The following is a 19,234-nucleotide window of genomic DNA, read 5'->3' on the forward strand; positions in this document are numbered from 1 at the left end:
ACAATAATACTTTTCGGGTATTTACTTGGCTTTTAATACTATTTTATAGATTTGATATTTACCTTCTTTATTTACATTAAAAACAACCTCATTATTCTTGTTTAATTTAGCCGTCACCTCTTCTGTAATGTAGGAAGCTGCTTTATTCGTTTCATTGTAATCTGCTGGCACATATCTTTCAATCTTTTCAATTGAACCGATAGTGAAGTTTGCTACTTTAACAGCTGTTAGAGCCGCAGTTTCCTTTCCTCCTGTAACAAAAACCACCATTGTCTGTGCATCATTCAAAGCCGCTGCAATATGAAATTTATTTGAAATCGTTTTCAGTGCGAATCCTTTGTAGGATTTTGATAATTCTCCCATAATTTGCCCAACTGGAAACACAGTTGAAAAATTCCAATTAGTCAACCCTAAACCTGGAATAGAGGTATTAACTGGAGGCCAATATGCCGCTGCATTAGCATTAGATCTAGCATAAATCTGAATCATATCTGGAATAATATTAGCTGCTTCCATATATAATGCACGATCATTATAATCTCTAGAAGGCATCCACTCAGACAAATAGATAAATTTTTTATTTGGATTAAAATTAGTAGCACAGGCTTTTATCCTTGACTCTAACTCGGACATATTGTGCGTATCAGTCTGATAACCCGCATAAGTGTGAAGTGCAACACCATCAATAACGTCATAAGCCGTAGTAAACTGTTGCTTCATTGTGGTAAATTCTTCAGGTTTAGTATAATCGCCATTTACCAATAACTTAAACTTATGGTTGGGATATTTTATATTTAGATGTGCTGCCAATGCCATGGCTATATTTGTATATTTAGTTAACTTTTCAGCTCTACTAACACCTCCAGCCCATTGCAACCACCACTCATTTCCAATTTCAATTATTCCTGATTGTTCTAAACCAGCTTTTGTAATTGCTTTTTCAGCTTTTACTTTTAAAGTTTCCACAGCAGTATTAAACTGTGCAGATCCTACAGCCTTATCCATTGCTAAAGTGGTAGGAATCACAATCGAATAACTGTTAATATTAGATTTGAGTGTTTCAATAGATGCTCCTGCCACAGATGGTGCAGAATTCCAAGTTGGAGTAGTATTAGTATCCCAATCATAGTACTCAGACTCCCATCCCCCTGGATACCTTACTACCGTATAATTGATACTTTTTAACATATTCGCAAAACCTGTAAAAGTTGAATTAGGAATTTGTTTCCAATCATTATTAACCCCAAAAATTTCAGGATTAATGGCTATTTTATCTGAAGCATCTACAGTTAAAACTACATCTGCAGTTGGTCCATTATCATTATTATCGAGATCATTATATTTAGGATCGTTAGGATCAGTCGGATCATTGTTAGTACATGACACAATTGAAAGTCCTATAATCATTAAAAAAACAATTTTTATTTTATTGATTTTCATTTTATAAATATTTTATTATTAAACAAACTATATGTAATAATTTTAAAAGCTTTAATCAATAGTTAAATGAAGGATTAGCGCAATGTAATCTTTAGGATTTTGTCCAGATTGCAATAATCAAATTCAACAAATCCAAGCTCTTTCTTAATTAGTTTCATAACTAAAAAACTAAAGACTATTAATGGAATTAATAGTCTTTAATTCATTATCCTTACCTAAAAGACATACTAATAGCCTGGATTTTGTACAATATTACCTCTAGATAACTGAATTTCTTTTGGAGGTATTGGCCACAAAAGATGCTTACTAACGTCAAAAAAGATTCCTTTTTCTTGAGACTCATTTAAATTAGTTGTTTCATAAGGATCTGTACTAATTTGGGTATTATATTTCACAAAAGATCCATTTGGCCCCATAATCAAAGCCATTCTAGGAATACCATCAATTTTTTGTCTTCTTAAGTCATAAAATCTTTGGTGTTCAAGTGCCAACTCTAATCTTCTTTCTTTCCAGATTGCATCTCTCAATGCTATACCTGTTAGCGACATATCGGTTGGTAATTGCACTCTGTCTCGAACTTTTTTCAATGATAATTTTGCCGATGTAGGGTCGTTATTAAAATAGGCTGCTTCAGCATGAATTAACAGTACATCTGCTAATCTTAAATGAATATATGGCAAAGCAATTTGTCCTCTTGCATAAGGCACTGGTCTCTTGGCCACAGGGACATAGTATTTTCTATTGGTACGTCCTGATTTATTCTCAGATGGCAAAGCGTTAAATGATGTCACATCAGGATCTCCATACACAGGGTCTCCATGCTTAATGATAGTTGAACGCAAACGGATATTGTCACCTTCACTTAAAAATACATTTTCCAAATCACTAGTTGGACTACCCCAACCCCAACCTTGATCACCACGGCTTCCATTGGTAATTGGCAATTGTGCTCCAATTTCTTGAAAAACAGGGTTATTAATGTAGTCAATTTCGAAAATAGATTCTACTCCATGATGATTATCAACACTATAAATATTTGCAAAATCGGGTTCTAATTGATATTCTCCAGATACAATTACATCGTTAGCATTAGTTTGAGCTAAAGCCCATTTTTCCTCGGTCAAATATACTTTTGCTAGTAATGATTGCGCTGCTCCTTTAGTAGCTCTACCTAAATCTTTTGCCGGGTATTCACTTCTTAACGGTAAATTATTTATGGCTATTTGTAAATCTTCTTCTATCAATTTGTAAACATCGGCAACGGAAGAACGTGTTTTATCATTTATCGCAGGTTCTAATAACTCTGTGTATGTTGTTACGATAGGAACACCGCCAAAATTACGCACCAAGTCAAAGTAAAAGAATGCTCTTAGAAAATGAGCTTCACCCAACATTCTCCTTTTAATGCTCTCTTCTATTTCTATGGCTGGAATTCTATCTATTGAAATATTTGCTCTAGTAATTCCTATATAGTGATTTTCCCAAAACGAATTAAAATATTGTGATCCTGGAAAAACATTATAGGCAGATATCCCCGTAATATCTGGTCGTGGTTGCGCAGTGTTTCCAGACCAGTTATCATCAGTAGCCATATCATTAATTTGTCGTTGAAAATTGGCCTGCCACCAACTTTCACCATTTACTTTCTTATAAATTCCATTTATAAAAGCTTCCGCATTTTGGGGAGTAGAAAAATAATCATCTAACTGTTGTCTCCCCTTTAAGGGTTGATCTAAAAAATCTTCATTATTACAGCTTACAGCCAGAAAAGCTGTGCAAATAATACATAATAAAACAATCTTTTTCATAATTTTTATAGTGTTAAATTAAGTCCTAATAAATATGTTTTTGTTACCGGATTTCTAGCATAGTCTATTCCAAAATCATTGATAACATTTCCTCCTGCAGCTACTTCAGGGTCAAATCCAGAATATTTCGTTAGCGTAAACAAGTTTTGACCCGAAACATATAATCTACATTTTTGAAATCCTTTAATATTAAAATTATAACCCAATTGTACATTACGCAATCTCAAATAAGAACCATCTTCAATAAATAAATCCGAAGGTCTTTGATAGTTTCCGTTACGATCCAATTGTGTTAATCTTGGATATTTAGCTCCCGTGTTCTCAGGTGTCCAAACTTTATTCAAGGCTCCCTCAGCAACATTCACGTCCTGTACACCAGAATACAAAAATGTGGAAGGGTAGTTAAAAACATCGTTCCCAAAAGTTCCATACCATTGCATTGAAAAATCTATGTTTTTATACTGAAGATTTGCTGTAAGTCCTCCATAAAAATCGGCAAATGGATTTCCAATTACTTGTAAGTCATCATCATTTAATAGACCATCTTTATTTTTATCAACAAACCTTAAATCACCTACTTTTGCATTAGGTTGAATGGCAGTACCATCATTAGAGGTATGGGAATTTAATTCTGTTTGATTTTGAAAAATCCCATCAGTTTTAAATCCGTAAAACAATCCAACTGTCTGACCTAATTCACTTATTTTGATAAATCTACCTCCTAAGTCTGGACGGTTTTGTCCAAATATTTGTTCATTACCTGGAGCAAGGGCAACTGCCTTACTTTTGTTTGTAGAAATGTTAAAATTCAACCCTAAAGTAAAATCCCCCATTTTTTTGTTATAACCCAATTGTGCATCGAATCCTTCAGATTCAAAACTTCCTACGTTTTGTGCAACCAAACCTGGTATTCCTGTATAATTTGGCAACTCAACATTAAACAATAAGTCTTTGGATGTCTTTTTATAATATTCAAAAGAAAAATCTAATGCGCTATCAAAAAGACTAGTTTCAATACCTATGTTTTTATCACTTACGGTTTCCCATTTAAGATTGGTGTTTCCAAATTGAGACAAGAAGCTACTAACAACTCGCTCTCCATTAAAAACATAACTATCTGATCCTACAGAGAAAAACTGACCAGTTCTGCTAATGTTTTGATTCCCAACTTCACCTACTCCTACTTTTAAACGTAAGTTATTTATAACAGAACTTTTGAAGAATTTCTCAGAATCAATATCCCAAGCAAATGAAGCACTTGAGAACACACCTGTTCTATTGTTTTTAGGGAATCTTGAAGATTGATCTACCCTTACTGAACCTGTAAAATAATATTTGTTATCATAGCTGTATATCGTTCTGAAAATTCCTGACAATATATTGTCCTGAGCTTCGTTTCCATTTACCGTTATTCCCTCACCTAAAGCAGCATCAAGATATCTCAAATCTGGATTTTCATTATCTGGAACACCATCCCTAGAGGCATTTAAATAGTTGTAATTTTGGGCATCATATAATATACCACCTAAAAAGTTCATAAAATGTTTTTCCTTAATGGTCTTTTTGAAATTAATGGTGTTATTCAATACATAATCAAAATTTCTATTCGTATTTCTAGCTATGTTATTGATTTCATTTTGCTGATTTGGAGTAGTAAAATATTGTGGTGTAAAAACATCAGTTTGTGCATTTGTCACATTAAGCCCTAATTGACTACTAAAAGTTAATTCAGGTGTGATTTTATAATCCAATTGTGTATTTGAGAAAAATCCAAAAAAGAAAGTTTCGTTAAATTGGCGTGCAATATTACCTACAGGGTTAGGTACATTATTTTTACTTGGCGCATATATACTATAACTATTTCGTCCAATTCTTTCACTTTGAGGAAGGTACACTTCAGTCAATGGATCGATACGTAATAAGTTATACAAAGCCCCAGGCGTATTTTCATAACGTTCAATTCTAGGACTTAAGTCTTGTTTTAATTTCACTTTATCAGATATTTTAAAATCAACATTGAAACGTCCAGTTACTTTTTGGTACCAGCCTTTATCATAATTGGATTGTTGATCAAAAAAACTAACACTTGCAGCGTAATTGATTTTTTCTGACCCACCTGATGCTCTAACATTAGCATTAGTTATTGGCGCATAATTTTCTATTACTTCATTCCACCAGTCAGTATCTGTATTAAAATTAGCCGGATCATATAAAGGTTGTGCGCCATCATTAGTTCTTCTTAAATTCACAACTTTAATATATTCGTCAGCACCAGCCATATTAATTTTTTGCATATGCTGCATTCCATAAGAAAGATCAACATTTACAATTGACTTTCCTTCTTTCCCTCTTTTAGTGCTAATTAACACCACTCCATTTGACGCTCTAGAACCATAAATAGCGGAGGCCGAAGCATCTTTTAAAATTTGAAAATTTTCAATATCAGCCGGATTTAAAAAGTTAAGCGAAGTCCCGTCAGGCAACATAACTCCATCTAATACAATAAGTGGCTGACTCCCATTATTTGTTGTTATACCTCTAACTAATATCTGAGGTGAAGCACCTGGACTACCACCAGAAGAAAGTACCTGAACACCGGCTGCTTTACCTTGTAAAGCTTCCGCTGGATTACTCGCTGTTGTCTTAGCGATATCCTCTCCTTTTACTGTAACTATTGAACTCGTAATTTCATCTCTTCGTACCGAGCCATACCCAATGACAACTACTTCTTCTAATTGCGCACTATCTTCAATTAATCTAACTGGAATCATTTGTCTTCCATTGACAACAACTTCTTGTGTCTTAAAACCAATATAGCTAAATACCAAAGTAGCTTTGTTACCCACTTTAATCAAATAGTTTCCATCTAAATCAGAGGCAGCACTGTTTGTTGTATTCTTTTCTAAAATATTTACCCCGGGAATAGGTTGTCCATTTTCGTCTTTTATAGTCCCTTTTACTGTATGTTGGGCTACTGCTGAAAAACCTACCAGTAGAAATCCCATTATAATTAAAATTGCACGTTTCATATAATTTCTTTTGATTGTTTATTTTATCGTCTTATTGCTGATAATCTATTTAAGTGGCTGTCAAAAATGATAGTATAATTTTTACCATAGGCCTCTGTCGGGAAAACAAATGATGACCCCCCACCTGGAATTGCTATTGAAGGATCAGTTGCATCCATTCTCCAAAAAGGAGCCCAAGCACTAGTATTTGCGTTTATAATAAATTGATTTAAAGAAGTTGAATTAGGTTCGTCATCAATCTTGACATCAATAGTCCATAAATAGGAATTGTTAGCATCTTTAACAAATGGTTTCCCTGAATTAAAATGAAAACACTGCAAACCTCCTGTAACATTTGATACACAGGTAGAGGTATTCCCTACAAACACACCGGTTCCAAGAATGTAAATTTGATTATAAGGTGTGTCAGTTGGTGTATATGGCGTAACGGTATAGGTTTGATTTTTTAAATCCATTTTAACTTCGTAATAGCCTCTTTGAGGTAGTGTAATTGGATTGACACTTATATCGGTTCCCACCATAAGTTTTCCTGGAGTAACAGGATCTGCACCAAAAGAATAGGGACCGAAAGAACTTTTCTGAGGTACAAATCGCACCTTTGAATTTGCTTTAGACGAATAATATTTAGCTGTAAACACATACCCTTTTTCACCTGCTTGGGTACTGGCTATTGTATTATAAGGAACTCCAAACATATCCGAAGTTAACAAATCCTCATTGTCTACATCTGTAATATACATCACATCAAATAACAATTCATTTAAAACATTTACTGTAATAACCTTAGTTGTTGTATTGCCTGATGAATCCTTAACTGTTATTACAAAAGAATATTTATTCGGAGCATCAATATCTAATGCTTTAGTATAAGTGTATGTTGTTCCTGAAATAGGAATAGTTTCATTTAAAACGGAGCTTTCAATTTTAAACTCTGCTAATTTTGTATCTGTAACTGTAACTTCCAACTCAACCTCTTTTCCGCTACCTATTAATACAGTGACACCGTCTATTGGTTTTGCAACATTTATAACTGGTGAAATAATGTCTTGATCTAAAGTAACTTTAACTTCTTTGGTTAATGTAACCCCACCTGCATTAGTAATAGTAATAAGAATGGTATGAGTACTATTTACCTCTGCGGTTGCAGGTACTTTAAACTTGTAATTCAAATCATATGTTTTAGGAAGAGAATCAAAAGCGATTGTTTTATCTAAAAACCATGACTCATACTTCATATTTATAGATTTAATACCAGCAGGATCTGATACAGTACCTGTAAAAGTAAATGTGCGATCTGGAAGTGAAGAAACTTCTTGAACTAAAGATTGAAATTCTGGAATAGAATCCACTTTTGATGCATTATCATCACTACAGCCTATTACAATAGTAACAATGCTAAAAATGAGCAATAAAATTGTTTTGGTTGTTTTCATTTTAAAAATTTTATTAGTTAGTTGGTTAATGAATTGTTTGAAAAAAATAGTGCAAATACAGCTGTCATTACAAAAAGATCAAAAAAGATAGATTATTTCACTAAATAAAGTTATTCTTGATTTCTTCTTAAAAACTGACAAAAAAAACCATATCAATAAAAAAAAATTCTAAATTTTACATTATAAAAAAAATAACATATCATTTAATACAAATATACAATTGACTTTAAGATCTAAAAATAGACGCAAAAACTGAAAATATGGATAATACTATTTAAAAACTAAATCATAAAATAATTTTCCGACACAAAACCATATTACAATATCTTTTATTTAAAATATTGTTAATTAAAACGTTTAAGGCTCTCAAAGGATCTTTTGTTTTTTAACTATTAAAAAAGCATCGACTTAATATCGAAATATATGAGTTGTGATTTAAGCAATCTTAAACAGATATTGCATTTTGACTTTGTCCATGAATTATACAGATAATAAAATGACACATCTGAAAAATATTGCTTATTTATTGTTTTTGCTTTCCGCAACCTTAAATAGCACCATCTAATCATAGACGATTCCACACGGAATAACCAATAACACCTAAACACCAAAAACAACATTAAATACGTTATTTTAATAAAATAACCATATATTTACTAAATTATAACTGTAAATCCTCATTGATAAGCCTAAAATATATAGATTTTCAACTTAATACAAATAGACATTAAATCTTAAATAATGGACAATAACACTCTAAAAGAAGGTTTTCTAGGTCAAAAAATGATTGCCCTTCCTAGAACAGTAATCAGTATTGTGAAAACAAATCCAATAACACAAAAGTTCTATGTAAGTGATTTAGGATACTATCCTATGGCAAATCATCATCATCGAATTAGAAAAAATGGAGCAAATCAATATATTTTTATTTATTGTGTCAAAGGAAAAGGTGAAATTTACATCAATAACAGTAAAATTATAATTACACCTAATCAATTTTTTATAATTCCAAAAAATATCAAACATGAGTACAAGGCCGATGAAAATGACCCATGGAGTATTTATTGGTTTCATTTCAAAGGCACGCTTGCTCCAGAACTTTATGACAGATACGCATCAACACACTCAAACATTTACAAAAACGTCCCCTTTTCAATTGATAAAATTGAGCTTTTTGAAAAAATATTTAACCTATTCAATAGTAATTATTCTGAAAACTACATCGAATATGCTAATCTTTTAAGTTTAAATTTTATTAGTTCGTTTATTTATCATGATTTTGAAACCAATCTAGAAACACAACAAACCGACACGTTAATTGACTTAATTAAAGATTTTCTTCTTAATAATTTAAATCAGAATTTCACATTAGATGAGATTGCTGAAAAATTCAACTATTCTAAATCCTATTTACACACAAAATTTAAAGTCAAAACCGGCTATCCCTTAATTGTTTTTTTTAATCTAAAAAAAATTCAGAAAGCTTGTGAATATTTAAATTACACGGATTTAAGCATAAAAGAAATAAGCTATAAAGTTGGCTTTGACGATCCTTTGTATTTTTCAAGAATTTTTAAAAATTTTATGGGGAAATCACCACGGAACTACAAGCAAAGTTTAAAATAATAAATACCCTATTGTTGACTTAAGTCTAGATTTCACTAAATCCAGATGGCTATTTATCTCAATAACTCTGTCTGAATTACCTTTGATTCTGCATGTTTCAGCTGAACATCTGGCCTCCTCAACATATTGTCCCTTACTTATATCATAGGGAATTCTACATGGAGAAACCCTAAATAAGATCTATTTTTAAGGTCTCGATTGTGAACCTTGAATTTTAAAAAAGAATGGATAGTTTGAAGTTTTACAAAAATAACCTAAAAACATACGTTTTTAGAGGTTTTGTCTTATTTCGCATACTTTTTAGCAGAGAGAAAGGGATTTGCATCTCTCTGTATAACCCAGTATTTACAATGCTTTACAGATTCTTCAATCAAAATGCACTATTAATTTTGGTTCAACTTGCAAGTTGAATTGAACACTACTAAAAAAAGATTGTTTAGCAATAGTCCCTAATATTACTTATTCAAATTTTAACTAGATTACTATAATTTTCTTAACCAATACAAGGTTTGACATGTTCATGTATCAAACCATTATAATCACAGAACTCCTCCATGCTTACAAGACTGTTTTTATCCTTAATTACAGTCCTGTTTTAGTTTCTGCAATAATCTAGTACTTTGATAATAACTTTTTCCTGTTATGCGCTGTACGTCTTTGGGGTAAATACACAACCTTTCACATTCTATTTTCATACTCTATCTTAGACTTTGATAACTCACTTGTATATTTGTAATACAGTCGAACTTTCTATCCAAATTTAGGATTAGCAGAATACAATTATTAGTCACTTTTAGTCTTTTCTTAAATCATCATAAACTTTCTAATCTCTGTATCACTTATCTTAGGATTAGCTCCTTCCTGACTTGCCACTAAAGCACCTACTGCACAAGCATAATTCAATGCTTTTTGAGGTGATTTACCTTTTAGTAATTTCATTGTTAATGAGGCTAAAAAAGAATCTCCAGCACCTACGGTATCAACTACTTTTATAAAGTAACCGCTATTATAAAAGAACTTCCCATCATAATACAGTACAGCACCAAATTCTCCTTTGGTTACACAAATGTGCTTAGCTTTTGTTTTCTTAGCAATAAACTTAATGTTTTGTTCGAAAGAATTATATGGAGAATCCAATTCACGACTTATTTCTCTTAATTCTTCATCATTCAGTTTTATGAAATCAGCTTTAGACATTAGCTCAATAAGTACCTCAGTAGTATAATAAGGCGCGCGAAGATTAGCATCCAACACTTTATATTTTGCAACATCTAATAAAGCCATCAAAGTTGTTCTAGATACTTCGTCTCTACAAATCAAACTGCCAAAAACAAATGCATCTGCATTTGAAACCAATTCTTTCATTTCGCTGGTCAGTTGAATTTTATCCCATGCAGAAGGATACATAATATCGTAAGAGGCATTCCCTTTTTCATTAATCATGACATTAACCACACCTGTTTTGTAATCGGCTCCTTCTTGTATAAAATAAGTATCGCTTTTCTGGTCTCCAATAAATTCTTTGATATCGGAACCATTTTCATCTAATCCTACCCGACTTATCATCGTGGTTTGAATTCCAAATGAATTCAACCTAAGCGCAACATTCAAAGGTGCTCCTCCTATCTTTTTGTGAGTGGGAAAAACATCCCATAAAACCTCTCCAAAACAAACCGCTTTTAATTCTTTTTTGTTTTTCATAATCTTTAAATTAAGAACATTATAAATATTCTATAAACAATTCAAATCACAATCAATTACTTAATCAATAATGATCTCTTTTAATTTCTGCAATAATTAGTTTTTATAAAAAGTTAAAGGCAAGCCTAAACTTGCCCTTAACATCAATCAAACTTTAATCAAACATCAATAACCAAATTGAATCATAAATATCCTGGATTTTGTTTGTATAACCCAGCTGTAAAATTAATTTCTCTCTGAGGTATTGGATAATATTCATCTCTACCTGCTGTAAACTTAGCATTAGAAAGGAAATCTCTTTTTGTTTTCTCTTTAGTAAGATACGCATTTAAAACTGGTTCAGCAATACCCCATCTTACAAGGTCAAAGAAACGAGGACCTTCCATACCAAACTCTAATCTTCTTTCAAACATCAAGGCTTTCATCGCATATTCTTTTGATGGAAAAGCAACATCGTATGTAGAAATTTTATAAACATTAGATGCTCCAGCTGCTAATGGCATAGCAGCACTAGCCGCTGCTCTTGCTCTAATACGATTGATAATAGGTCTTGCCTCTTCTTGACGATTTAACTGGATTAAGGCTTCTGCTTTGAATAACAATACGTCAGCATATCTAATAAAATCAACATTTTTTGAAGTCCCAATAAATGGTCCGTTTTTCACATAACAAGCGCAATCTGGTGATTGTTGCTCTTTCATGTTTCCAAAATACCCGTAAACACCTGGATCTCTGGCCCAACTAAATTTGTAAATCATATCTCCAGCGTCTTTCAATGTGTTTTTGTACTTAAAAGGTCTTCCTGGAATCCCTACAGTATGGTCAATTCTTGGATCAAGAGTTACACCCGAAGCTAGTGGAGCATTACCATTACTATCCACACTATTATAGATATCAGAATTATTAAAAGTATCAAACATTGGCAATCCAGCAGCATCTGTTTTAAAGGCATTCACCATATTTTGGCTTGCTAAGTGAAAACCACAACATCCATAAAGAGGTGTTCCGTGAGGAGAGTTTAATCCCGTTACATAACTTACTCTTCCTACATTCGTTCCATCATTGATAGAAAACTGCACTGCCCAGATAGACTCTTGTCCATTATCATTACCGTCTAAAAAGTTTTTACCAAAATCCGTTTCTAAGTCACCTATAACAGCATCAGCATAATCTATTACTTCTTGCAATCTCGATTGATTGATATTAATTACTTTATGCTTCTCATCTTGCTCATATGCCTGATACAATCTTAATTTTGCTAAATAAGCCGCTGCTGCATTTTTATCAGCTCTACCAACCTGCTCTTGAGCTTGCTCTAAATTATTGAATGCAAAAAGGAAATCCTCAGCAATTTTATCCCATAATTGATCACTTGTCAAATCATTAGATGTTTTTAAAATTTGCTCTTTCGTTAAATCCTCAGTAATGAAAGGAACTTTATTAAATAGTAATTTTAACATAAAATGAGAATGTGCTCTTAAAAAACGCAATTCTGCTTGTCTTGTTTTCTTCTTTGGAAATTCAGCTTCAGACAATCCGTTTACAACTGACAAGGCAAAGTTAGCTCTTGAAATCGCTTTATAGTGATTGGTCCAAGTTCTTGGCAACATCCAATCGCCAAAATCTGCAATAGTAGTATTGTATTGTTCGTAACGATCAATTACATCAACATCGCCACGTCCTCCACCGCCTTTGTAAGCGTCATCAGAACGCACACTTCCGTAAACCCATTGGTTGGTAATTGGCCCAACCATTTCGTCATTTCCAATTGCTGCATAGGCAGCAGTTACAAGTGCTTCAGCATTTTCAGCTGTTGCAACACTTTCAGAAGTCAAGACTCCTGTTGGTTCATAATCTAAAAAATCGGAGCTACATGCTGCCAAGAATAAAATTGACAAGCAGCTTAAAACTATTTTATTATATTTCTTCATGATAATTGCTTAAAAATTAATGTTTAGACCTAATGAAAATGTAGTTGGTACAGGAATTCTATTCACATCCGTACGCTCAGGGTCCTGACCTATATATCCTTTTGGTGTGAACCAAAATAAGTTTTCACCTTGTGCATAGATTCTACAGTTTGTGATAAACCCTGTTTTTTCTACTAATTTTTCAGAAAGTGTATATCCCAATTGCATGTTTCTAACTTTGAAATAAGAGTTGTTTCTGAAAAAATAATCAGACACTTGGTTGTCATTGTTAGCCAATGAAAGTGCTGGCACATCTGTATTCGTATTTGTTGGTGTCCATGCATTTAAAGTCCCAGGACCTGCATTTTCTCTACCTTGAACAAAGTTGTTCCAATAGATATAAGGATCTTGTCCGATACGTCCTGTTACACCAGAACCAAAAACAGAAAAATCAAAATCTTTATACGCTAAACTAATATTAATACCGTATTCTAGTTTTGGCAATGTACTTCCGATAAAAGTTCTATCATCAGAGTTAATGACACCATTCCCATCAAGATCAACATATTTAATTCCACCTAATCTAGCAGCAACTTGAGTAGCATGCGAATCTATCTCCGCTTGACTTTGGAACAATCCAGCAGTTTTATATCCAAAAACTTCAAATTGAGAATGTCCTACGATTGAATTAGCAGCAGTTCCTGGATAAGCAGCTCTTACCTCTTCTGGTAATTCTGTAATTTTATTTTTGGTTGCACCAAAGTTAGTCGTTACATTAAAAGTCAAACCGTTATCCAAAGTTTCCCCATAACCTACACTAAGTTCCCATCCTCTGTTTGCAGTCGAAGCACCATTTACAGAACGTTGTTGACCTTCACCAACAGCAGATGCTACCGGTGGTACGATTAAGATACCCTCTGTTTTTCTAGAAAAGTAATCAAAGGATCCTGACAATTTATTACCAAAGAAACCAAAATCTAAACCAACATTGTATTCCTTTGTGGTTTCCCACTTAAGACCTGGATTTACACCTTGTGTAGATACAAAACCAGAAGGTAAATTTCCTGTATTAGTACCATTCAAATCGTATGCAGTACCTACATTATAGTAAATATTGAAAAAATCTGGAGCATAAACATTTTGATTAGGACCATATCTCGTCTCGAACAAACCAAAACGAGCATTGTCTCCAATATTTTGATTTCCTACTTCACCATAACCAGCACGTAATTTAAGATTTGAAACAGCCGTAATGTCTTTAAAAAACTCTTCATTATTAATTCTCCAACCTCCAGATACTGATGGGAAAATTCCAAATCTATTATCACTACCAAATCTTGATGAACCATCTCTACGAATTGTAGCTGAAAGCAAATAGCGATCAGAAAAAGCATAATTAAATTTACCAAACTGAGATACTAATCTACTACCAGTTGTTATTCCATTATTGGTTCTAGCTCCAGTGGCTGCAGCCAATGTAAAATAAGATTCAGTTTCTACTGCAAATCCTTCAGCACGTGCAAATAAAGAGTGAAAATCTATTTTAACAGATTCTATTCCTACCATAACTCCAAACTTATGATCAGAAAGTTTTAAATCATAATTCAAAGTATTCGAAATCGTTAAACTTGAATATTTATTAGTATCTAATGCCAAACTGTTTACATTTCTAGTAATAAATCCATTATTTACCCTTGGCTCAATATCTTTACGTTTAAAGTCATTGTAATCAATACCAATACTGTTTCTAAAAGTCAATCCTGTAAGGATATCAATTTCAGTATAAATATTTCCATATAGGGCCATTTTTCTTGTATTATCCCATCTGTTTAAATACTGCATTAACAATGGATTATTTCTATCAGAATAACCTGAGCCCAGTGGACCTGCATATTCTCCTGTCTTAGTAAAAACTGGAATAGTCGGGGCTAAAGATATAGCCAAACCAGGTATAGCTGCGCTTCCAACATCAGTAGCAGCACTTGTTTCGTCAGACTGAGTAAATTGAGAATTAATTCCAAATTTTACTTTGTCATTGAATAATTTAAAATTAGCATTCAATCGTGCAGTATACCTGTCGTAGTTTGTATACTTCAACATTCCAGTGTTATCCAAATAACCAAGATTTAAAACTGCATTTGCTTTGTCCGAACCACCAGAAATTGACAAGTCATTATTAAAAACAAACCCTGTCTTATAAACTTCATTTTGCCAGTTAGTATCACCTACCGGCACATTAGTGTCCCCACCTACGAAAGGTTTTACGGTTACACTATTCAAAACAGGATTATTGAAGTCATTATTCCAATCAAAATTATAGATTTCTCCATATCCTCCTGCTGGATCTGCACCGTCATTTACCGATGCTTGCCATAACACTCTACCTCTATCTACAGCATTAAGCATATCATATCTTTGCTTTTTTTCTGATTGTACTGAGATATTACTACTATAAGAGACCGAAATAACATCTCCTTTTCCTTTGTTTTTAGTCGTTACAATAATAACTCCATTTGCTGCTCTAGAACCGTAAATAGAAGAAGCCGATGCATCCTTCAATACCTGTACTGATTCAATTGCACTAGGGTTAATACTTGCAAAAACTTCAGGTCTTACCGTAGGAACTCCATCAATAACATACAACGGATCTGTATTTCCTAAGGTACTTACCCCTCTAATTAATATTTTACTACTGGCGCCACTTGGGTCTCCTGATTTTTCAACTGCCAAACCTGCAACCCTTCCTTGTAAAGCCTGCATTGCGTTACCAGAACTCATACTTTGTCCTTCAATTGGTTTCATTTCGACAACAGTAATCGCACCAGTCAAATCGGCTTTTTTCTCTCTAGAATATCCCGTTACAACCACATCTTCTAACATCATTGAGGTTTCTTTCAATACAATATTAATGGTCGTTTGTCCATTAATTTTAACGATTTGTGTTTCGTATCCAGTATAGCTAAATTGCAAACTAGCATTTTTATCTACTTTGCCTATTGCATATTGTCCGTCCATATCAGTTGTCGTTCCAATATTTGTACCTACCACCATTACAGAGGCACTTGGTAAAGTCATGCCATCACTAGAGGATTTCACAACCCCCTTTACAGTGATATTTTGAGCTGTTAATGAGAAAAAGGATCCCATTAAGATTAAGTAAAGAATAATTTTGTTTTTCATAATCGAGATAGTTTAGTTAAAATTTAATTGGTTAATTATTAATTTATCAACAACAAATTCAGTTTTGGCTTTTGAAACTGAAAATGTTTCCATTGGTTTTTCAGGAAAAAATGTTTCCGTCATTACTGTTTTTCCATTATTGTAAAATATTTCTATTGAAGTTTTATCTACTATAACACGCACATCAATTGAATTAAAATCTTCAGTAATTGGAGCTTTTGAAATTACGTTGGCAAACAAATCAGAAAAACCAAGATTTCCTGACTTAGTCCTATCAATAAAAAAGTATTTATCCTTTTTATTAATCCCAAACTTTATGGTATTCTTCGAATCATTTGAAAGTGAGAAAGTATACGTATCATCCTTTAAATTTTTCAACGTAAATCGAATATCCATACTTGCTAAATTCACTAAGGATTTATCGATGATTATAGTCTCTTTATCAATTTTTAGTGCTTCTTTTTTAATGGTTTTAGCAACATAATTTTGCAGTTCTTTTACCGGTCTTGAACTGACACTATAATGTCCTTTATCTTTTACCAGTACTAATTCTCTCGCGATAGTCATACTGCTTCTCCAAGTTTCTGTAGGGACTTTTTGAGCGTAATTCCAGTTTGACATCCAACCGATAAATAATTTTCTTCCATCAACCTCTGATATATTTGAAAAGGTCACACCAGCATAATTATCTCTTCCGTAGTCAATCCAAACTCCTTTATCCCCTTTAATATCTTCAGTAAAAGATTCGTCTAGTTTAAATTTCTTTCCGTCAAAATCTCCAACGAAATATTGCGTAGCCGAACCACCATTTGGTCCACCTGGATTGATACTCAAAAGAAGTACCCATTTATACTCATCGGTACCTTCAACCGGCATTGGAAAAAAATCTGGACATTCCCAAACGCCACCATGAGCACCAATATCAGACCCGAAATCAGACTGAAGCGTCCATTCTTTTAGATTTTTTGAAGTATAAAACATAGTTCTATCTCCTGCAGCTAACACCATCAACCATTGTTTATGAATGGCATCCCAAGTCATTTTTGGATCTCTAAAATCTTTGATGTTTGGATTTTCAATAACTGGATTAGCTTCATATTTGGTCCAAGTCATTCCTTCATCTAATGAGTAAGCAATCGCTTGTGATTGATATTTGGTTTCACCCGCTTTTTCTTTATCCATATCGTGATAGGTAAACATTGCAATAATTGGAGGGTTTTTCAAACTTCCAAAACCTGAGGTGTTATTAATATCTACAACTGCACTTCCTGAGAAAATATATCCTTTCTCATCGGGATAAATTGCAATAGGTTTTTCTGTCCAACTAATCATATCTGTACTAATGGCGTGCCCCCAGTGCATTGGCCCCCATACATTATCATCTGGATAATATTGAAAAAACAAATGATAATAGCCATTGTAATAAAACATCCCATTGGGGTCATTCATCCACCCTTTTGCTGGAGTAAAATGAAAATTAGGGCGATACAATTCTGCTTCCGTATAGTCTCCTTTATCTTGGGTTGATGAATCTTTACAACCAAATAAAAGGCTGACTGTTAATACGCAAAACAGCAATCTGAGCGGCTCTTTTTTTAATACATTTTTCATATGCTTACTCTTTAGTTAATTTTTTACTTAATTCCTCTAGTGAAATTCCTTTTGTCTCTGGCATCATAAATGCCACAAACAATAATTGAAAGACCATCATCACTGCAAAGAACAAAAACACGACTCCTGCTCCAACGGTTGAAAATAAATACGGAATTAATGATGGTATAATCGCGGCCAAAACCCAGTGTGTGGTACTCCCGAAGGATTGTCCAGACGCTCTAAGATGATTGGGGAAAATTTCTGAAATAAATACCCAAATTACAGCTCCTTGACCAATAGCGTGGGCAGCGATAAAGAGGAATAAAAACATTGGTACTGCCATTCCTTCCCAATGAAAGAAGAAAGCCATAGCAACTAGTGTAAGTGAAATTATATACCCAACCGAACCAATGTACATCAAAACTTTACGGCCCAATTTATCAATCAAGAAAACCCCTAGTAATGTAAAAATTAGATTCACCACACCAATACCGATACTACTTAACAAAGCGGTACTTTCACCCAAACCTGCTTCTTGAAAGATTCTACTCGAATAATATAAAAAAGCATTAATACCTGATAATTGATTGAAAAACGCCATTAAAAAAGCCAATATCAATGGAGTCCTGTATTTCTTCAAAAAGATATTGTCATTTGCAAGTGCAGCATTGTCATTATCTTCCTCAATTTCTTTTTTCATTTTCTCATAATCTGCTTCTTGTCCCATCATCACCAAGACTTTTCTAGCTTCCTCATTTTTGAATTTGGATAATAACCATCTTGGACTTTTTGGAATAAACAAAACAAGCAACACATATATAATAGAAGGAAAAGCTTCGACACCCATCATCCATCTCCAAGCATTTTCACCAACATCTTTTAAAAGATAGTTCGACAGAAAGGCAACTAAAATTCCAAATACAATATTGAATTGATAAAAAGCAACCAACTTCCCTCTGTCTTTAGCGGGTGCTATTTCAGAAATATAATTTGGTGCCGCAATTGTAGAAGCTCCTACTCCAAGACCTCCTATAAATCTAAAAACTGCAAACACTATTGGATCATTTGCTAAGGCTGAACCTATTGCTGAAACCATGAACAAAATACCAATCCATAGTAAGGTTTTCTTTCTACCTAATACATTAGTAGGAATCCCGCCAAATATGGCACCTAATACTGTCCCCCACAATGCCATTCCCATTACTACTGTTCCGTGAAATGCATCAGAAGAGTTCCATATTTCTTGTAGCTTTTTATCAGCGCCAGAAATCACTACTGTATCGAAACCAAAAAGGAATCCTGCTAATGAAGCTATCAACGCCCAAACGAATATTTTTTCCATTATGTGTTTTTATTTTATTGAATTGCTAAGTTATGTGTAAAAAAAAGCGCCTTATTTTACAGATGTTACAAATCACTTCAACAACGTTAATAAAAACATAAAATGGCACGCAACCCCCTTAAAACCAAGAGGGTTTGTAAAATTAACCACTTATACTATTTCGTTGTAGATA

10 protein-coding genes are annotated in these 19,234 nt (G+C 33.3%); 1 reads left to right on the forward strand and 9 read right to left on the reverse strand.

What is annotated here, in order from left to right; all coding sequences use genetic code 11:
- Positions 1-21: 21 nt before the first annotated feature.
- From ACNH59_RS04035 to ACNH59_RS04050, 4 genes are all read right to left on the reverse strand, one after another.
- Positions 22-1,440: a hypothetical protein gene (locus tag ACNH59_RS04035; RefSeq protein WP_418264150.1), complete on the reverse strand. Its 1,419-nt coding sequence runs from the start codon at positions 1,438-1,440 to the stop codon at positions 22-24.
- A 227-nt stretch (positions 1,441-1,667) separates the two neighbouring features.
- Complete coding sequence (locus tag ACNH59_RS04040) at positions 1,668-3,248, reverse strand: RagB/SusD family nutrient uptake outer membrane protein (protein ID WP_220763399.1); 1,581 nt, start codon at positions 3,246-3,248, stop codon at positions 1,668-1,670.
- A 5-nt stretch (positions 3,249-3,253) separates the two neighbouring features.
- Entirely contained in the window at positions 3,254-6,277 is a 3,024-nt protein-coding gene (locus tag ACNH59_RS04045) for a SusC/RagA family TonB-linked outer membrane protein (RefSeq protein WP_418264151.1), read from the reverse strand.
- 23 nt (positions 6,278-6,300) lie between these two features.
- A complete protein-coding gene (locus ACNH59_RS04050; protein ID WP_418264152.1) occupies positions 6,301-7,710 on the reverse strand; it encodes a hypothetical protein in 1,410 nt (469 codons plus the stop codon).
- A 741-nt stretch (positions 7,711-8,451) separates the two neighbouring features.
- Here ACNH59_RS04050 and ACNH59_RS04055 point away from each other — a divergent pair.
- Entirely contained in the window at positions 8,452-9,336 is an 885-nt protein-coding gene (locus tag ACNH59_RS04055) for an AraC family transcriptional regulator (RefSeq protein WP_220763402.1), read from the forward strand.
- An 804-nt stretch (positions 9,337-10,140) separates the two neighbouring features.
- On the opposite strand, the gene ACNH59_RS04060 is transcribed toward ACNH59_RS04055, so the two are convergent.
- From ACNH59_RS04060 to ACNH59_RS04080, 5 genes are all read right to left on the reverse strand, one after another.
- A complete protein-coding gene (locus tag ACNH59_RS04060) occupies positions 10,141-11,037 on the reverse strand; it encodes a carbohydrate kinase family protein (protein WP_418264153.1) in 897 nt (298 codons plus the stop codon).
- Between the two features lie 182 nt (positions 11,038-11,219).
- Positions 11,220-12,968, reverse strand: a complete 1,749-nt coding sequence (locus ACNH59_RS04065; RefSeq protein WP_418264154.1) for a RagB/SusD family nutrient uptake outer membrane protein — start codon at positions 12,966-12,968, stop codon at positions 11,220-11,222.
- A 9-nt stretch (positions 12,969-12,977) separates the two neighbouring features.
- The gene (locus ACNH59_RS04070) at positions 12,978-16,127 is read right to left on the reverse strand and encodes a SusC/RagA family TonB-linked outer membrane protein (protein WP_418264155.1); all 3,150 of its coding nucleotides are present in this window, start codon (positions 16,125-16,127) and stop codon (positions 12,978-12,980) included.
- 12 nt (positions 16,128-16,139) lie between these two features.
- Positions 16,140-17,738 (reverse strand): glycoside hydrolase family 32 protein, encoded by a 1,599-nt coding sequence (locus ACNH59_RS04075; protein ID WP_418264156.1) that lies wholly within the window; start codon positions 17,736-17,738, stop codon positions 16,140-16,142.
- Between the two features lie 4 nt (positions 17,739-17,742).
- On the reverse strand, positions 17,743-19,062 hold the full coding sequence (locus ACNH59_RS04080) for a sugar porter family MFS transporter (protein WP_418264157.1): 1,320 nt from the start codon (positions 19,060-19,062) through the stop codon (positions 17,743-17,745).
- Positions 19,063-19,234 lie beyond the last annotated feature (172 nt).

The organism is Flavobacterium faecale (assembly GCF_048320115.1).
In the GTDB taxonomy this organism is placed as follows: Bacteria; Bacteroidota; Bacteroidia; order Flavobacteriales; family Flavobacteriaceae; genus Flavobacterium; species Flavobacterium faecale_A.

Bases quoted from the DNA above. Each gene is read 5' to 3' on its own strand.
- ACNH59_RS04050 (WP_418264152.1), bottom strand. From the start codon at position 7,710: ATGAAAACAACCAAAACAATTTTATTGCTCATTTTTAGCATTGTTACT.
- ACNH59_RS04035 (WP_418264150.1), bottom strand. From the start codon at position 1,440: ATGAAAATCAATAAAATAAAAATTGTTTTTTTAATGATTATAGGACTT.
- ACNH59_RS04065 (WP_418264154.1), bottom strand. From the start codon at position 12,968: ATGAAGAAATATAATAAAATAGTTTTAAGCTGCTTGTCAATTTTATTC.
- ACNH59_RS04080 (WP_418264157.1), bottom strand. From the start codon at position 19,062: ATGGAAAAAATATTCGTTTGGGCGTTGATAGCTTCATTAGCAGGATTC.
- ACNH59_RS04045 (WP_418264151.1), bottom strand. From the start codon at position 6,277: ATGAAACGTGCAATTTTAATTATAATGGGATTTCTACTGGTAGGTTTT.
- ACNH59_RS04075 (WP_418264156.1), bottom strand. From the start codon at position 17,738: ATGAAAAATGTATTAAAAAAAGAGCCGCTCAGATTGCTGTTTTGCGTA.
- ACNH59_RS04070 (WP_418264155.1), bottom strand. From the start codon at position 16,127: ATGAAAAACAAAATTATTCTTTACTTAATCTTAATGGGATCCTTTTTC.
- ACNH59_RS04060 (WP_418264153.1), bottom strand. From the start codon at position 11,037: ATGAAAAACAAAAAAGAATTAAAAGCGGTTTGTTTTGGAGAGGTTTTA.
- ACNH59_RS04040 (WP_220763399.1), bottom strand. From the start codon at position 3,248: ATGAAAAAGATTGTTTTATTATGTATTATTTGCACAGCTTTTCTGGCT.
- ACNH59_RS04055 (WP_220763402.1), top strand. From the start codon at position 8,452: ATGGACAATAACACTCTAAAAGAAGGTTTTCTAGGTCAAAAAATGATT.